15 protein-coding genes are annotated in these 16,182 nt (G+C 47.5%); all 15 read left to right on the forward strand.

All coding sequences use genetic code 11. The annotated features are described in order from the left end of the window. The first annotated feature begins 213 nt into the window (after positions 1–213). The 15 genes from DW743_RS04275 to DW743_RS04340 all read left to right on the forward strand — a co-directional run bounded on the left by DW743_RS04275 (position 214) and on the right by DW743_RS04340 (position 15,975). Positions 214–546, forward strand: a complete 333-nt coding sequence (locus DW743_RS04275) for a helix-turn-helix domain-containing protein (RefSeq protein ID WP_070103703.1) — start codon at positions 214–216, stop codon at positions 544–546. A 141-nt stretch (positions 547–687) separates the two neighbouring features. Beyond that, positions 688–822 carry a hypothetical protein gene (locus DW743_RS18625; protein ID WP_256359690.1) on the forward strand — a complete coding sequence of 45 codons (135 nt, stop codon included), beginning with the start codon at positions 688–690 and terminating at the stop codon, positions 820–822. 75 nt (positions 823–897) lie between these two features. Further along, positions 898–1,347 carry a hypothetical protein gene (locus DW743_RS04280; RefSeq protein WP_172680781.1) on the forward strand — a complete coding sequence of 150 codons (450 nt, stop codon included), beginning with the start codon at positions 898–900 and terminating at the stop codon, positions 1,345–1,347. Positions 1,348–1,742: 395 nt separating this feature from the next. Further along, complete coding sequence (gene thrS / locus DW743_RS04285) at positions 1,743–3,680, forward strand: threonine--tRNA ligase (protein ID WP_117760611.1); 1,938 nt, start codon at positions 1,743–1,745, stop codon at positions 3,678–3,680. Between the two features lie 85 nt (positions 3,681–3,765). Continuing rightward, positions 3,766–4,089 (forward strand): DUF1540 domain-containing protein, encoded by a 324-nt coding sequence (locus DW743_RS04290; protein WP_022461744.1) that lies wholly within the window; start codon positions 3,766–3,768, stop codon positions 4,087–4,089. Between the two features lie 308 nt (positions 4,090–4,397). Beyond that, on the forward strand, positions 4,398–4,892 hold the full coding sequence (infC, locus tag DW743_RS04295; RefSeq protein ID WP_022461743.1) for a translation initiation factor IF-3: 495 nt from the start codon (positions 4,398–4,400) through the stop codon (positions 4,890–4,892). Positions 4,893–4,927: 35 nt separating this feature from the next. Next, positions 4,928–5,125, forward strand: a complete 198-nt coding sequence (gene rpmI / locus DW743_RS04300; RefSeq protein ID WP_022461742.1) for a 50S ribosomal protein L35 — start codon at positions 4,928–4,930, stop codon at positions 5,123–5,125. A gap of 49 nt (positions 5,126–5,174) precedes the next feature. Continuing rightward, entirely contained in the window at positions 5,175–5,531 is a 357-nt protein-coding gene (rplT, locus tag DW743_RS04305; RefSeq protein WP_022461741.1) for a 50S ribosomal protein L20, read from the forward strand. Positions 5,532–5,626: 95 nt separating this feature from the next. Then, a complete protein-coding gene (locus tag DW743_RS04310) occupies positions 5,627–6,778 on the forward strand; it encodes a DUF362 domain-containing protein (protein WP_117760612.1) in 1,152 nt (383 codons plus the stop codon). An 89-nt stretch (positions 6,779–6,867) separates the two neighbouring features. After that, a complete protein-coding gene (locus tag DW743_RS04315; protein WP_055221697.1) occupies positions 6,868–7,305 on the forward strand; it encodes a GatB/YqeY domain-containing protein in 438 nt (145 codons plus the stop codon). Next, positions 7,302–9,116 carry an ABC-F family ATP-binding cassette domain-containing protein gene (locus tag DW743_RS04320; protein ID WP_117760613.1) on the forward strand — a complete coding sequence of 605 codons (1,815 nt, stop codon included), beginning with the start codon at positions 7,302–7,304 and terminating at the stop codon, positions 9,114–9,116. The genes DW743_RS04315 and DW743_RS04320 overlap by 4 nt, the downstream gene beginning before the upstream one ends. 304 nt (positions 9,117–9,420) lie before the next feature. Further along, the gene (nifJ, locus tag DW743_RS04325) at positions 9,421–12,972 is read left to right on the forward strand and encodes a pyruvate:ferredoxin (flavodoxin) oxidoreductase (protein WP_117760614.1); all 3,552 of its coding nucleotides are present in this window, start codon (positions 9,421–9,423) and stop codon (positions 12,970–12,972) included. A gap of 238 nt (positions 12,973–13,210) precedes the next feature. Continuing rightward, positions 13,211–13,651, forward strand: a complete 441-nt coding sequence (locus DW743_RS04330) for a DUF4869 domain-containing protein (protein WP_055227895.1) — start codon at positions 13,211–13,213, stop codon at positions 13,649–13,651. Positions 13,652–13,659: 8 nt separating this feature from the next. Then, entirely contained in the window at positions 13,660–14,637 is a 978-nt protein-coding gene (locus DW743_RS04335; protein ID WP_055227896.1) for a hypothetical protein, read from the forward strand. A gap of 30 nt (positions 14,638–14,667) precedes the next feature. Further along, positions 14,668–15,975, forward strand: a complete 1,308-nt coding sequence (locus tag DW743_RS04340; protein WP_117760615.1) for a putative ABC transporter permease — start codon at positions 14,668–14,670, stop codon at positions 15,973–15,975. Positions 15,976–16,182: the final 207 nt, after the last annotated feature.

Below are 16,182 nucleotides of genomic sequence, written 5' to 3' on the forward strand. Positions count from 1 at the left end.
GAGTTTCGGTGTAAAAACGGGAACTCAGGCTGTTTTTTTGCATGGCGCATCTTTTCCCAGGCATTACCATTTCTTTTTTTGTTAGATCGCAAGAAGAAAATACGGAATCCGCACAGGGCAGGAAGAGGCGTTTTTTCAGCATTGGAGGAAGTGACGGACAGGGAATTTTGTGATATAGTAAAACAAAATCTGAGTGAAAAGGTGAAATACAAAATGATCAGTGAAAAAATTTTTGAATTAATTCTTCGAAACGGGGTGACCCAGAAAGAATTCTCTGAAGAAACCGGAATTTCACAGAGCACCATCAGCGACTGGAAAAGAAAGGGGACGAATCCGTCGGCGGATAAGATACTGAAAATCTGCGAAGTGCTGAAGGTTACGCCGTATGAGCTTTTAGGAGAAAATGAGATCGAACGGAAAGCAGTGGATCTCGAAATGTGCGCGGCAAACACAGAGGAGAAAATGATTCTGGAAGGCTTTCGTAATTTGCCCGACAGAAAAAAGGAACGAATTCTGGGATATCTGGCGGCATTGCAGGAGGAATAAAAGGATGCAGAAACCATCTGTGCATATCCTGGCCTCTCAGATGAGGAAAATATTTCAAAAATCTGAGATTTTCTATCGCGAATCTCTCTTAGGAGTGATAAAATAAACCATAATACGTTCGGCAGAAAGAGGGAATCGAGTATGAAATATGCCTACAAAAACGGAAAAATTTTAAACGGAACGAAAGAGATGCAGGTCCAGACCGGTCTTACGATCCTGACGGAGGGAGAAAACATCACGGCGATTGTCCCGGAAGAATCGACCATCCGCAGGTAAAACGTAATCCGGTCGTGACGGCGGAGCTGGATAAATTTCTGGTGGATTAAAAACAGGATGGAGAAGACAAACAAGATGGAAGAAACGAAAGAAACACAGGAAAGCTTACAGCGAAAAAGAGAACAGGCCCTGCAGCGGCTCCGCAAGGAGCGGACAGAAGAAGCCCTATGGGACTGTGTTACTGCGTATCAGGATTTTGAGTTCCATACGTATTCCGGTCTGCCGTATTCCTACCATATGAAATACGGCAGAAGCGGCACCTATACAAAAGAGCTCTGGATCAACCGCAGAGAAAAAAGCAAAAGTCTTGTCTGGAGCTCCGTCCGGAGTGCATATCAGAAAGTGCTGGAATTACAGCAGGAGAGCGAAAGACCGGTTGTCGAGCGCCCGAAAGCGCTGGGCGATATCCGTGGAATCACGTATATTTACGGCATCTTTTACGAGTTTGCCCTGCTGGAAATGCCGGAAAAAGCAAAAGAAAAAATTGCTCTGCAGACAGCAGGACAAAAATCGCCGGAAAAATAAATTTTCTGCCCATGCAGGTCTTGACAACCACGCATTGGGTGATATAATCTAAAACTATCGGGAGCCAAAAAGCACCGAACACAAAAAACAAAGCGTAGAAGAGACGAGTAAATCACAGCGAATGTGACAGAGAGAAACCCCGTTTTGTGGTGCAAGGGTTTTAACAGGAACGTGATCGAAGACCAGCTCTGAGCGGCCCCAATCTGGCCCGGTGATTCCGTTATCGTCAAATGAAGTGGTTTGAAAAAACAAAATGGGTGGAACCGCGGTGAATGAAAATACATCGTCCCTTTTGACAGCATAAGCGTGTCAGAAGGGACTTTTTTGTTGCTGTAAAAAATATAAAAATTCTGAAACACGCTTGCGAAAAATATACAAAGAAAGAGGTAAAGCAAATGATCATCACACTGAAAGATGGAAGTACCAAAGAGTACTCCGAACCGAAATCCATCATTGAGATCGCAGCAGACATCAGCGAAGGCCTTGCAAGAATGGCCTGTGCAGGTGAAGTAAACGGTGAAGTAGAAGATCTTCGTACCGTCATCGACAAGGACTGCAATCTTTCCATTCTGACCTTCAACGATGAAGGCGGAAAAGCAGCATTCCGTCACACCACATCCCATATCATGGCACAGGCAATCAAGAGACTGTACCCGGAGACCAAGCTTGCAATCGGACCGTCCATCGCAGACGGATTCTACTACGATATAGACAGAGAAACTCCACTCACCAGCGAAGACCTTGAAAAAATCGAAGCAGAAATGAAGAAAATTGTAAAAGAGGATCTGAAACTGGAGCGCTTCGAGCTGCCGAGAGCAGAAGCCATCGCTTTCATGAAAGAAAAAGAAGAGCCATATAAAGTAGAACTGATCGAAGATCTGCCGGAAGACGCAGTCATCAGCTTCTATCGCCAGGGTGAATTCACGGACCTGTGCGCAGGCCCTCATCTGATGAGCACAAAGCCGGTCAAAGCCTTCAAACTGACCAGCCTTGCAGGCGCATACTGGAGAGGCAGCGAGAAAAACAAGATGCTGCAGAGAATCTACGGAACTGCATTCACAAAGAAAGCAGAGCTTGAAGAGTACCTCCACATGATCGAGGAAGCAAAGAAGCGTGACCACAGAAAACTCGGAAAAGAGCTCGGCCTGTTTATGATGAGTGAGGACGGCCCGGGATTCCCGTTCTTCCTTCCAAAAGGAATGGATCTGAAAAATGCACTGATGGATTACTGGCGTGAAATCCACAGAAAAGCAGGATACGTAGAAATCTCCACACCGATCATCCTGAACCGTCGCCTGTGGGAGACCTCCGGTCATTGGGATCACTACAAAGAAAACATGTATACCACCGTCATCGACGATGAAGATTATGCAATCAAACCGATGAACTGCCCGGGCGGCGTTCTCGTTTACAAATCCGAGCCTCGTTCCTACCGTGATCTGCCGCTGCGTCTGGCAGAGGTTGGTCTGGTACATCGTCATGAGAAATCCGGCCAGCTGCACGGCCTGATGCGTGTACGCTGCTTCAACCAGGACGATGCCCATATCTTCATGACACCGGAGCAGATCAAAGACGAAATCAAAGGCGTTGCAAACCTGATTGACCAGGTTTACAAACTGTTCGGATTCAAATATCACGTAGAGCTGTCCACCCGTCCGGAAGACAGCATGGGAAGCGATGAGGACTGGGAGGTAGCAACCGAAGGTCTCCGCGGCGCACTCGATGATCTTGGCCTTGACTATGTAGTCAACGAAGGCGACGGCGCATTCTATGGCCCGAAGATCGACTTCCATCTGGAAGACTCCATCGGAAGAACGTGGCAGTGCGGTACCATCCAGCTTGACTTCCAGCTGCCGCAGAGATTCGAGCTGGAATACACAGGAGCAGACGGCGAGAAGCATCGTCCGATTATGATCCACCGTGTTGTTTACGGTTCTGTTGAGCGTTTCATCGGTATCCTGATCGAGCATTTTGCAGGTGCATTCCCAACCTGGCTTGCACCGGTACAGGTAAAGGTTCTGCCAATCTCCGACAAATACGCAGATTACGGTAAGAAGGTTCTGGACGCCCTTCACGAGGCAGGCATCCGCGCAGAGATGGATACCCGTTCCGAGAAGATTGGATATAAGATCCGTGAGGCACAGGGACAGAAGATTCCATACATGCTGATCGCCGGAGCAAAAGAGGAAGAGGCAGGTCTTGTATCTGTCAGAAGCCGTTTTGCAGGTGATGAAGGCCAGAGAAGCCTGGAGCAGTTTATCGCAGATATCAAAGAAGAAATCGCAGGCCGCGTTAACCGCCCGGTTACTGTTGAAACAAAAGAAAATAAATAATAAAGCATAAAAAATTACCTCTTGGAAATAATGGTTTCTATGCGGGCGAAACCGCAGAAAACTAAATTTCAGGAGGTAATTTATTATGCCAGCATTAAGTTGTTCCGCTATGACCTGTGTTTACAACCAGAACGAGCTCTGTTCCAAAGGAGATATCCGCGTAGGCGGAAGCGAAGCCAAAAGCTCCATGGAAACGTGCTGCGAGAGCTTCAAGGAGCGCGGTGAGGGCACGATGTTCAACTCTACCGGCTGCGGCTGTACGAAAATCGGTGTCGACTGCAAGGCGCAGAACTGTACCTTTAACGACAACTGTAAATGCGAAGCCGGAGACATCCATATCGCCGGAGACAGCGCATGCAGCTGCCAGGAAACCGAGTGCAGCTCCTTCCGCTGTGGCTGCGGGAGATAAATACGAAAAAATGCGAAAATCAGTATTGACAACAGGATGGGAGAGTGCTATACTGCAATAGTCTGAGAAAAAGAAAGTAGAGTATCCACTCTCACCCTAGCGCAAACACGCGACTACGGTCCAATATTGATCTTAAGTTCTCTTTGTGTAGAGATTTATGTACAATGTTAAGTGGATAGTCTGTCTATCCACTTTTCTTGCGTTATCAGTCAAATCCGGTCCGGTGAGCCGAGTTTGATTTCGTTACACCGCAAAAGCGGGAACACAGTCTTTTATAATGATGGAGGTGCACTACAATTAGCGAATTAATGATTAATGAGCAGATCAGAGACAGAGAAATTCGTCTGATCGGTCAGAACGGAGAACAGCTTGGAATTATGTCTGCCAGAGATGCGTACCTGAAAGCACAGGAAGCAGGTCTGGATCTTGTGAAAATTGCTCCGACAGCGAAACCGCCGGTTTGCAAAATTATCGACTACGGAAAGTACAGATATGAACTGGCCCGCAAGGAAAAAGAAGCAAAGAAAAAACAGAAAACAATTGAAATCAAGGAAGTTCGCCTTTCTCCAAACATTGACACCAATGATCTTAATACCAAAGTAGGTGCAGCCCGCAAGTTCATTACAAAGGGAGACAAAGTAAAAGTAACACTTCGTTTCCGCGGCCGTGAGATGGCACATATGAACAGTAGCAAATACATCCTCGATGAATTTGCAGAGAGTCTGTCCGATATTGCAACGGTTGACAAAGCGCCGAAGGTGGAAGGCAGAAGCATGACCATGTTTTTGACGGCTAAACGTTAAAATACATTTGAATCAATATCAAGGAGGAAATTAAAATGCCAAAGGTAAAAACAAGCAGAGCAGCTGCAAAGCGTTTTAAAACAACAGGAACAGGAAAATTAGTAAGAAATAAAGCTTACAAGAGCCATATCTTAACCAAGAAATCTCAGAAGAGAAAAAGAAACCTGAGAAAACAGACTACTGTTGATGCAACAAACGTAAAGAACATGAAGAAAATCTTACCTTACATGTAATTTTTGCAAGGTAGAGTTACGCCCAACAGATCAAGGAGGAAAATAAGAAATGGCAAGAATTAAAGGCGGCATGAACGCTAAGAAAAAACATAACAGAGTATTAAAACTGGCTAAAGGTTACAGAGGAGCCAGAAGCAAACAGTATAGAGTAGCAAAACAGTCCGTAATGCGCGCACTGACCAGCTCCTACGCAGGAAGAAAACAGAAAAAACGTCAGTTCCGTCAGCTGTGGATCGCTCGTATCAACGCAGCAGCAAGAATGAACGGTCTGTCCTACAGCAAATTTATGTATGGTCTGAAACTGGCAGGCGTTGAGCTGAACCGTAAAGTTCTGGCTGACATGGCAGTTAACGATGCAGAAGGATTTGCAACACTGGCTGAGCTTGCAAAAAGCAAAGTAGCATAAGTAAAAACATATTCTGTGTGAATATACGAAGAAGCTGTGAGAACCGGTAAGGGGATCGCAGCTTCTTTTGAAATATAGAAAAACATGAGGTGAATATGAAAAAAAGCAAAGTGGCAGTGGTTGCCTGTCCCGACTATGAGCCGGCGCACGTAAAGGAAAGCCTGCAAAAGGGATTGGAAGCAATTGGCGGCCTGGAATCTCTGATCGGAAAAGAAGAGAATATCTTATTAAAACCAAACCTCGTCCGCTCCGCAAAACGAGAACGCGCCGTCGTGACCGACCCGGAAGTTATGGATGCCCTGATCACGATTTTGCAGGAAAATGGCTATGAGAATATTTCCTGCGGCGATTCCTGCGGCCTTGGCACCCCGGAGGGCATTGCAAAGGAAGCCGGGCTGAAAGAGGTGCTGGAAAAACACAACGTTCCGCTGAAAGATTTCCTTACGAGCGAGCGCGTAGAAACCGCCGATGGTAAATTTCTGATGATTGCGAAAGATGCACTCGACTGCGACGCCCTCATCAGTGTCAGCAAAATGAAAACCCACGCGCTGGAACGCATCACCGGAGCTGTCAAGAACCAGTACGGCTGCATCAGCGGCGTCTACAAAAAACTCGGCCACACGCAGTATCCGAACGCTGAGAGCTTCGCGCACATGCTGATCGAGCTGAACCAGAAAGTCGCCCCGCGCCTCTATATCTGCGACGGCATCGTAGCAATGGAAGGCAATGGTCCGACTTCCGGCGACCCGGTTTCGATGGGAGTTCTTCTTATGTCCACCGATCCGATTGCACTGGATACCGTGTTCTGCCATCTGGTGAACCTTGATCCGTCGTATGTGCCGACAAATCTCTACGGGGAAACGCTCGGCCTTGGAACGTGGCACGACGACCGCATCGAAATCGTGACAGCGGATGGCACCATATCCGAGGAAGAACTGAAAAGAAAGTACGGAAATCCAAACTTCAACGTCGACCGCCGCAAAGCCCGCAAAAAAGGAGCCCTCGACCTGCTCGAGATCCTCGGGGTCTTCCAGAGCCGCCCCTATATCATAGAAGAAAAATGTAAAAAATGCGGCGTCTGCGTCGAGAGCTGCCCGGTGGAAGGGAAAGCCGTCCGTTTTGATAACGGCCGCAGAAATCCGCCGGTCTACGATTATAAAAAGTGCATCCGCTGTTTCTGCTGTCAGGAAATGTGCCCGCATCAGGCAATCCAGGTAAAGAAACACCGTCTGCCGTGGGGAAAATAAGGGAGCTATCCTACAAAGTGACTGGAAAAGCAAAAAGAGAAGTGTTATACTTGAAACCGGACAAAATTTAGTACAGGAGGAACAACACCATGGAATTAGAAACTTTAAGAAGTGATATGATAGCAGCAATGAAAGCCAAAGACAAAGCGAGAAAAGAGGCCATCTCTTCCCTGATCTCCGCAGCAAAGAAAGTAGCCATCGACGAGGGCTGCCGCGATGACATCAAACCGGAGCTGGTAGACCGCGTCATCTTAAAAGAGCTGAAGACCGTAAAAGAGCAGATCGATACCTGCCCGGCATCCCGTGAGGACTTAAAAGCAGAGTATCAGTTCCGCTATGACGTCATCAGCGAGTACGCACCGAAACAGATGAGTGCAGACGAAGTCAAAGCCTACATCCAGGAGAAATTCGCAGACGTTCTGGCAACCAAGAACAAAGGTGCCATCATGAAGGCCGTTATGGCAGATATGAAAGGTAAAGCAGACGGAAAAGTCATCAACCAGACCGTTGCAGAACTGTGCAAATGAATATCATCAACATCGAACACATCAGCAAACTGTTCGGCGATAAACTGATTTTTGACGATGCTTCCTTCGGCCTGCAGGAGGGCGACAAGGTCGGCATCGTCGGAATCAACGGAACCGGAAAATCCACGCTGCTGCGCATGGCAGCAGGAGAGGAGACCCCGGATTCCGGCCAGATTATCCGCCAGAACAACCTCAAAATGGCCTATCTTCCGCAGACACCGGAATTTCCAAAGGATGCCACCGTGCTGTCCTACGCCCTTTCCGGCGATGAGGAGGACTGGCAGGTGCAGAGCAACCTTGTACAGCTCGGTATCACCGAATACGACGCAAAAATCGACACCCTCTCGGGCGGCCAGCGCCGCAAGGTTGCCCTGGCAAAAGTGCTTGCGTCCGATTTTGACGTCCTGATCCTCGACGAGCCGACAAACCATCTCGACAATGCGATGCTCTCCTGGCTCGAGGATTACCTGAAAAATTACCGCGGAACCGTCTTTATGGTCACCCATGACCGTTATTTCCTGGATAAAGTGTCGAACCGCATCCTCGAAATCAGCCACGGAAAAATGTACAGCTACGATTCCAACTATTCCCGTTTTCTGGAACTGAAAGCTGAGCGCGAGGAGATGGAACTCGCCTCTGAACGGAAACGCCAGAGCATCCTGCGCATGGAACTCGAATGGGCGAAACGCGGCTGCCGCGCAAGAAGCACAAAACAGCGCGCAAGACTCGAACGTCTCGAAGTACTCAAAAATGGCACGGCACCGACCGCAGACGCTGTCGTGGAGATGGATGCTGTCGAGACCCGCATGGGAAAGAAAACGATTGAATTCCATAACGTCAGCAAAGCCTTCGGCGATAAAACGCTGATGAAAGATTTCGAATACATCTTCCTGCGGAACCAGAGTGTCGGCATCATTGGCCCGAACGGCTGCGGAAAATCCACAATGCTGCGGATGATCACCGGAGAAGTCCTGCCGGATGCGGGAACCATCGAAATCGGCGACACGATCCGCATCGGCTATCTGGCACAGGAAGAGCCGGACATGGATACGAATCAGCGCGTGATCGACTACGTGAAAGATATCGCTGAGTATGTCCAGACCCGTGACGGCCGCATCAGCGCATCGCAGATGCTCGAACGCTTCCTGTTCACACCGGATATGCAGTACACCCCGATTTCCAAACTCTCCGGAGGCGAAAAACGGAGACTGTATCTCTTATCCGTCTTAGTGAGCGGCGCCAATGTTCTGATCCTCGACGAGCCGTCCAACAACGTTGATATCCCGACCCTGACCGTGCTTGAGGATTTCCTGAACACGTTCGTCGGCATCGTCATCACCGTTTCCCACGACCGCTATTTCCTGGATAACGTCGTGGACCGCATCTTCGAATTCGACGGAAACGGAAATCTTCTGCAGTACGAGGGCGGCTACACCGATTACCTCGAAGCAAAAGAACGCCGTTTCGGCGGAAGTGCGGAAGAAACGGCAAAAGCAGCGCCGTCCAAAACGTCCGCGGACGAACCTGCAAAGTCAAAGAACAATGACTGGAAGCAGAAACGTCCGACCCGCCTGAAATTTACGTTCAAAGAACAGCGCGAGTACGAGACCATCGATGACGATATCGCTGTACTCGAGGAAAAGATTGCATCGCTTGACGATCAGATGCTCAAAAACGCCACCAACTCTGCAAAGCTCGCCGAACTGATGGTGGAAAAAGAGAAGACCGAAGCTGCTCTGGAAGAAAAAACCGAGAGATGGGTTTATCTAACCGACCTCGCAGAACAGATTGAGGCGCAGAATCAGAAATAAAAGAAGCAAAGGAACTGTCCGCAGAAGAGAAAAAATATGCGGGTCGTTCCTTCTTTTTTTATCGAGAAATTCGACGCGGAATTACCAGAAGTTGTAAAAAACTTGTATTTTTCCCTGAACACCCACAGAAAATCTGGACAGAATGCCCAATCGGTGTTATAATTCAAATACTGGACATAGTGGCATTGCCATGCCCTTATCCGGGTTTTTCGAAGCGCGGAGGCAACCGAAACCCGGCAGAACACCAACCTGAGAAAAGCCAAAGTAATTTTTGGTCATCATTTTTTAAGGAGGATAAAATCAAATGGCTAGAAAGATGAAAACCATGGATGGTAACCAGGCTGCAGCACATGCGTCTTATGCGTATACCGACGTAGCAGCTATTTACCCAATTACCCCTTCATCCGTTATGGCGGAGCATACCGATGAGTGGGCAACCCAGGGAAGAAAGAACATTTTCGGACAGGAAGTTCAGGTAACTGAGATGCAGTCTGAGGCAGGAGCAGCAGGTGCAGTACACGGATCACTGGCAGCCGGAGCTCTTACCACAACCTACACCGCATCCCAGGGACTTCTTCTGATGATCCCGAACCTTTATAAAATTGCCGGCGAGCAGCTCCCGGGCGTATTCAACGTATCCGCTCGTGCCCTTGCAAGCCACGCACTTTCCATCTTCGGAGATCATTCAGACGTTTACGCCTGTCGTCAGACCGGAGTCGCAATGCTCTGCGAATCCAGCGTACAGGAGGTTATGGACCTGACACCGGTTGCACACTGTGCAGCACTGAAAGGCAAAGTTCCATTTATCAACTTCTTCGACGGATTCCGTACCTCCCACGAGATTCAGAAAATCGAGACATGGGATTACGAAGATCTGAAAGACATGGTAGATATGGATGCAGTAGATGCATTCCGTAAACATGCCCTGAACCCGAACCATCCGTGCCAGAGAGGATCCGCACAGAACCCGGATATCTTCTTCCAGGCAAGAGAAGCATGTAACCCGTACTACGATGCTCTTCCGGCAATCGTACAGGAGTACATGGACAAAGTAAACGAGAAAATCGGAACCGATTACAAACTGTTCAACTATTATGGAGCAGCAGACGCTGAGCACGTAATCATCGCTATGGGTTCTGTCTGCGATACCATCGAGGAGACCATCGATTACCTCGTAGCAGCAGGCAAGAAAGTCGGCGTTGTAAAGGTACGTCTGTACCGTCCGTTCTCCGCAGAAGCACTCATCAATGCAATTCCGGAGACTGTAAAACAGATTTCCGTTCTGGACAGAACAAAAGAGCCGGGATCTCTTGGCGAGCCTCTGTACCTGGACGTAGTAGCAGCATTAAAAGGCAGCAGATTCGAGAGCACACCGGTATTCACAGGTCGTTACGGACTTGGTTCCAAGGACACCACACCGGCTCAGATCGTTGCTGTATATGAAAATACAGAGAAACAGAGATTTACCATTGGTATCGTAGACGATGTTACCAATCTGTCTCTGCCGGTTGGCGCTCCTCTGGTAACAACTCCGGAAGGAACCATCAACTGCAAATTCTGGGGACTTGGCGCAGACGGTACCGTAGGTGCAAACAAGAACTCCATCAAGATCATCGGTGACAACACAGACATGTACGCTCAGGCTTACTTCGATTATGACTCCAAGAAGTCCGGCGGTGTAACGATGTCTCACCTGCGTTTCGGAAAGAAACCGATCAAATCCACCTACCTGATCCACAAAGCAAACTTTGTTGCATGTCATAATCCTTCCTATGTGAACAAATATCACATGGTAGAGGAGCTGGTAGACGGAGGAACCTTCCTTCTGAACTGTCCATGGGATGAAGCAGGACTGGAAGAGCATCTGCCAGGTCAGGTAAAAGCATTCATCGCAAACCATAACATCAAATTCTATGTGATCGACGGCGTTAAGATCGGTATCGAGACCGGCATGGGACCGACCCGTATCAACACCATTCTTCAGTCTGCATTCTTCAAGCTTGCGAAGATCATTCCGGAAGAAAAAGCCATCGAACTCATGAAAGCAGCAGCAAAAGCTACCTATGGCCGTAAAGGTGATGATGTCGTAGCAAAGAACTGGGCAGCAATCGATGAGGGTGCAAAACAGATCAAAGAAGTTGCAGTTCCGGAAAGCTGGAAAAATGCAGCAGACGAAGGTCTGACCACAACTCATGCAGAGAGCGGCCGCGCTGACGCTGTTAAATTCGTAAATACCATCCAGGCAAAAGTAACTTCCCAGGAAGGAAACAACCTGCCTGTATCCGCATTTGCAGACTACGTAGACGGAACAACTCCGTCCGGCACATCCGCATACGAGAAACGTGGTATCGCCGTAAACGTACCTGTATGGAATCCGGAAAACTGTATCCAGTGTAACAGATGTTCCTTCGTCTGCCCGCACGCTGTTATCCGTCCGGTTGCCATGACCGCAGAAGAAGCAGCAGCAGCTCCGGAAGGCATCCAGACCATGCCGATGACCGGTATGCCGGACTACACCTTCACAATGGCTATTTCCCAGCTTGACTGTACCGGATGTGGTTCCTGTGCAAACGTATGCCCGGGCAAGAAGGGTGTGAAAGCACTGGCTATGGAAAGCCTTGCAGCACACGAAGCAGAGCAGAAATACTTCGATTATGCAGCAGCTCTTCCAGAGAAGACAGACGTTGTAGCAAAATTCAAAGAGAATACCGTAAAGGGCAGCCAGTTCAAGAAACCGCTGCTTGAGTTCTCCGGCGCATGCGCAGGCTGCGGCGAGACTCCTTACGCAAAACTGATCACCCAGCTGTTCGGTGACAGAATGTACATCGCAAACGCAACAGGATGCTCCTCTATCTGGGGTAACTCCTCACCGTCCACTCCTTACACTGTAAACGAGAAAGGACAGGGCCCGGCATGGTCCAACTCCCTGTTCGAGGACAACGCAGAGTTCGGTTATGGTATGCTTCTCGCTCAGAAAGCAATCCGCGGCGGCCTGAAAGCCAAAGTTGAGGATGTTATGAACTCCGAGAAAGCTCCGGAAGAAGTAAAAGCAGCATGCAAAGAGTATCTGGATACCTTTGACTGCGGCGCTACCAACGGAACTGCAACCGAGAAACTTGTAGAAGCAATCAAAGACGCTGACTGCGACGTTTGCAGAGACATCGTTAAGAACAAAGACTTCCTCGCTAAGAAATCCCAGTGGATCTTCGGTGGTGACGGATGGGCTTACGATATCGGATTCGGCGGCGTAGACCACGTACTTGCCAGCGGAAAAGATATCAACGTAATGGTATTCGATACCGAGGTTTACTCCAACACAGGCGGACAGTCCTCCAAAGCTACTCCGACCGGTGCAGTTGCACAGTTCGCAGCAGGCGGTAAAGAAACCAAGAAGAAAGATATGGCAAGCATCGCAATGAGCTATGGCTATGTATACGTAGCACAGATCGCTATGGGCGCTGATTACAATCAGGCAGTCAAAGCAATCGCAGAGGCAGAGGCATATCCGGGACCGTCCCTCATTATCGCTTACGCTCCATGTATCAACCATGGTATCAAGAAAGGTATGAGCAAAGCACAGACCGAGGAGCAGCTCGCTGTTCAGACCGGATACTGGCATTGCTTCCGCTTCAACCCGGCACTCGCTGCAGAAGGCAAGAGCGCATTCACACTGGATTCCAAGGCTCCGTCAGGAGATTATCAGGAATTCCTGAACGGCGAGGTACGTTACAACTCTCTGAAACGTGCAAACCCGGCGAAAGCAGAAAGACTGTTCGGCAAGAACGAGCAGGAAGCAAAAGACCGTTACACTTACCTGAACAAACTCGTAAAACTGTACGGCGCAGAAGAAGAGTAATTCTTTTTCCTTAAAAAGAATTTGAAAAAGGAGAGAAGTCATACTTGAGAGAGTATGGCTTCTTTCTTTTTGGGAGAAAAAATGAATTAGCGACATTTGGCAATAGTTTTGTATCGTTTGTCAACATTTTTATCCCGGAAAATGTTGACAAACGATACATTTTTGAGCAAGAAGGCTTTGAGATATGGTATAATGTGCGTATCACGATATAATGAGCGTTAGCGAGAGGAATTTTATTATGTTGAAAATATATCTTGGAGAAATGAAAGGTGCAATCTATCATCCGCCAACCTATTTTGATAATTGTTATGAAGATGAATGGCTGACCACGCCACTGGCAAAAGAAATGATCCGCGATGTGGATCGCTCGGAGGTAATCAGTGCGCATCTGATTGACAGCCCGGTGCTTGGTCCGATTCCACCGAAAGATTTATCCGGAGGAATCAAAACGTTGCTGCTGATGGCATACGATACAGACGGAAAGATCTTTAATGCCTCCGTATGTGGAGATAATTGTGCAAAATGGATTTTAAAATTAGGAGAGCAAAAGGATCTGACGATTAATCTGCGTCATGTGATGCGGTTTGGCAAAGATCCTTTTGAAATCCTGATTTTAAATACAGGGACTATTGTGCGGAATATGTCCGAATTTGTAGATGTTGCCGAGGCTTATGTATAGGTGGATGTATGAAGGGAAAGAAAAGAGTTATTATTCAAAATAACAGAGTTCATTATGAATTTGTGATAAAGCGTAATATTACAATCATCCAGGGGGATAGTGCATCAGGAAAAACAACACTGGTAAATATGATCCGGCAGGCAGAAAATTTAGGGGAGTCCAGCGGAATCAACGTTTCCTGTGAAGTACCGTGCAGAGTGCTGGAAGGTGTTAATTGGAAAATTATTTTGGAAAACAGCCGGGAAAGCATCTTTTTCATAGACGAGGAGAATTATTTTATAAAAACAGAAGAATTTGCTTCTGCCATACGGGGTTCAGAAAACTATTTTGTATTGATTACGAGAGAAAACTTATATAATTTGCCGTATAGTGTAGAAGAGATTTATGGATTGCATGTTTCCGGAAAATACAGAGATACCAGAAAAATATATCAGAAAATGTATCAGATCTATCCCAAAACAGCACGGCTTCCTGTTAGAGTACAAAAAATAATTACGGAAGATTCCAATTCTGGGTATCAATTTTTTGAAAATGTATGTGCAGAAAGGAATATTACATGTGAAAGCGCTGGTGGAAAAACAAAAATACCGGAAATGATCGGCAAGGCAGGAACAGAAGAAACCTGTATTATTGCGGACGGTGCTGCAATTGGAGCAGAAATGAATCTTCTCAGCAATAAAATAGAGGAAAAACAGAACGTACATTTATATTTACCGGAGTCTTTTGAATGGCTGATTTTAAATTCAGATCTTTTACAGGACAAAGAGGTTCGTAAAATTCTGGAAAATCCAGAAGATTATATCGACAGCACAGAGTTTTTTAGCTGGGAACAATATTTTACAAAATTGCTGATTCAGAAAACAGAAGGAACATATTTGCAGTATAAAAAAGCAAAATTAAATCCATCTTATTTGCAGGATAAAAATAAAAACAAAATACTGGAGAGTATACAAGGGATTCAGTGGAAAATAAAATCCTTAAAATAGCAAAAATAATGAAAGAATAGAGAGAAGAACATGAACTATACAATTTATGACTATCTCGGCCTGTTTTTCTTTTACGCCTTCCTTGGATGGCTTCTGGAAACTTCTGTGGCCGCGATCCGGAAAAAACATATGGTAAACAGAGGATTCTTAAATGGTCCGCTCTGCGCCATCTATGGAATCACAGCTGTCTTTATGACACGTTATCTGTATGAACTGCAGTCAAGCCCCGTCTTTTTGTTCCTTGGCTGTATGATTATCGCTACCGCAGTCGAGTGGCTGGCCGGTCACGCACTGGAACGCATTGGCCATGGCAAATGGTGGGACTATTCCAATAAAAAATGGAACATGGACGGCTATATCTGCCTCCAGTATTCTGTACTCTGGGGAATTTTAGGACTGCTTGCCATGAAAATCGGCAATCGCCTCTGCTTTACAGTTCTTCATTTAATTCCGGCCGGTTTCCTGCATATCACATCCTGGATTCTCTTTGGTATATTGGTAGTAGATGCCGTCGGTTCCTATGCTGTTCTGCACCACATCACGAAAAAAATGCCGCGGATCAGCGCTATGAACGATCAGATCGACGCCTTCACCAGACGCCTTTCTGTCCGTGTTTACCGCTATCTGGAGCGTCGTGTGGAACGTGCCTATCCGGCCGTACAGCCAGTTCCGGAGAAAAAAGAGAAAACAGAAACCGGCGTATTTGCCGAAGGATGCAGCTTTTACAAAATCGTTCTTCTCTTCATCATCGGCGCATTTTTGGGCGATATTACAGAAGCCATATTCTGCCGCATCACCGCCGGTGTCTGGATGAGCCGCAGCAGCCTTGTCTGGGGCCCGTTCAGCATCGTCTGGGGCCTGGCCATCGCCCTCGCTACCTGGTTCCTCTACAACTACCGCGACCGCTCCGATGGATTCCTGTTTGCCTTTGGTACCTTCCTCGGCGGAGCCTACGAATACATCTGCAGTGTGTTCACCGAAATCGTATTCGGAAAAGTCTTCTGGGACTACAGCGACATTCCCTTCAACCTCGGAGGCCGTATCAACCTCCTGTACTGTTTCTTCTGGGGAATAGCCGCCGTCGTCTGGCTCAAAAAATTCTATCCTGTCATTTCGCGCTGGATTGAAAAAATCCCGATGAAATTCGGAGAAATCATCACTTGGATCCTGATCGTGTTCATGGTGGCCAACATGCTCGTATCTACCCTTGCTCTCGCCCGATACGACGAACGCGCCCACCAAAAGCCCGCAGCTAATGCCATCGAGCAGACCATAGATGCCCATTTCCCGGACGCCCGAATGGAAAAAATCTACCCCAATGCCAAAGCGATTAACTAGAATGTGTTAAAAAACATTTCCGTAGTCTGCACGCCCCAATTACAGACTACAAAAAGCCCTCTCCCGCCGTCATGCAAAGTCAGGCCCCGTTTCGACAGCTTTGGTCTGCGCGGTCCGTTACCCCCAAAGAAAACCTTTGGCAACCCACCAAAAGTATGATATAATGTCACATAGATATTTTGGGGATACCATATCCTCTAAGAGCGA

The sequence above is a fragment of the Blautia sp. AM28-27 genome (assembly GCF_003480905.1).
In the GTDB taxonomy this organism is placed as follows: Bacteria; Bacillota; Clostridia; order Lachnospirales; family Lachnospiraceae; genus Fusicatenibacter; species Fusicatenibacter saccharivorans.

Excerpts from the sequence above, each read along its gene's own strand:
- nifJ (WP_117760614.1), top strand. The coding sequence starts at position 9,421 with ATGGCTAGAAAGATGAAAACCATGGATGGTAACCAGGCTGCAGCACAT.
- infC (WP_022461743.1), top strand. The coding sequence starts at position 4,398 with ATGATTAATGAGCAGATCAGAGACAGAGAAATTCGTCTGATCGGTCAG.
- DW743_RS18625 (WP_256359690.1), top strand. The coding sequence starts at position 688 with ATGAAATATGCCTACAAAAACGGAAAAATTTTAAACGGAACGAAAGAG.
- DW743_RS04335 (WP_055227896.1), top strand. The coding sequence starts at position 13,660 with ATGAAGGGAAAGAAAAGAGTTATTATTCAAAATAACAGAGTTCATTAT.
- DW743_RS04330 (WP_055227895.1), top strand. The coding sequence starts at position 13,211 with ATGTTGAAAATATATCTTGGAGAAATGAAAGGTGCAATCTATCATCCG.
- DW743_RS04320 (WP_117760613.1), top strand. The coding sequence starts at position 7,302 with ATGAATATCATCAACATCGAACACATCAGCAAACTGTTCGGCGATAAA.
- rplT (WP_022461741.1), top strand. The coding sequence starts at position 5,175 with ATGGCAAGAATTAAAGGCGGCATGAACGCTAAGAAAAAACATAACAGA.
- DW743_RS04290 (WP_022461744.1), top strand. The coding sequence starts at position 3,766 with ATGCCAGCATTAAGTTGTTCCGCTATGACCTGTGTTTACAACCAGAAC.
- rpmI (WP_022461742.1), top strand. The coding sequence starts at position 4,928 with ATGCCAAAGGTAAAAACAAGCAGAGCAGCTGCAAAGCGTTTTAAAACA.
- DW743_RS04315 (WP_055221697.1), top strand. The coding sequence starts at position 6,868 with ATGGAATTAGAAACTTTAAGAAGTGATATGATAGCAGCAATGAAAGCC.
- DW743_RS04275 (WP_070103703.1), top strand. The coding sequence starts at position 214 with ATGATCAGTGAAAAAATTTTTGAATTAATTCTTCGAAACGGGGTGACC.
- thrS (WP_117760611.1), top strand. The coding sequence starts at position 1,743 with ATGATCATCACACTGAAAGATGGAAGTACCAAAGAGTACTCCGAACCG.
- DW743_RS04280 (WP_172680781.1), top strand. The coding sequence starts at position 898 with ATGGAAGAAACGAAAGAAACACAGGAAAGCTTACAGCGAAAAAGAGAA.
- DW743_RS04340 (WP_117760615.1), top strand. The coding sequence starts at position 14,668 with ATGAACTATACAATTTATGACTATCTCGGCCTGTTTTTCTTTTACGCC.
- DW743_RS04310 (WP_117760612.1), top strand. The coding sequence starts at position 5,627 with ATGAAAAAAAGCAAAGTGGCAGTGGTTGCCTGTCCCGACTATGAGCCG.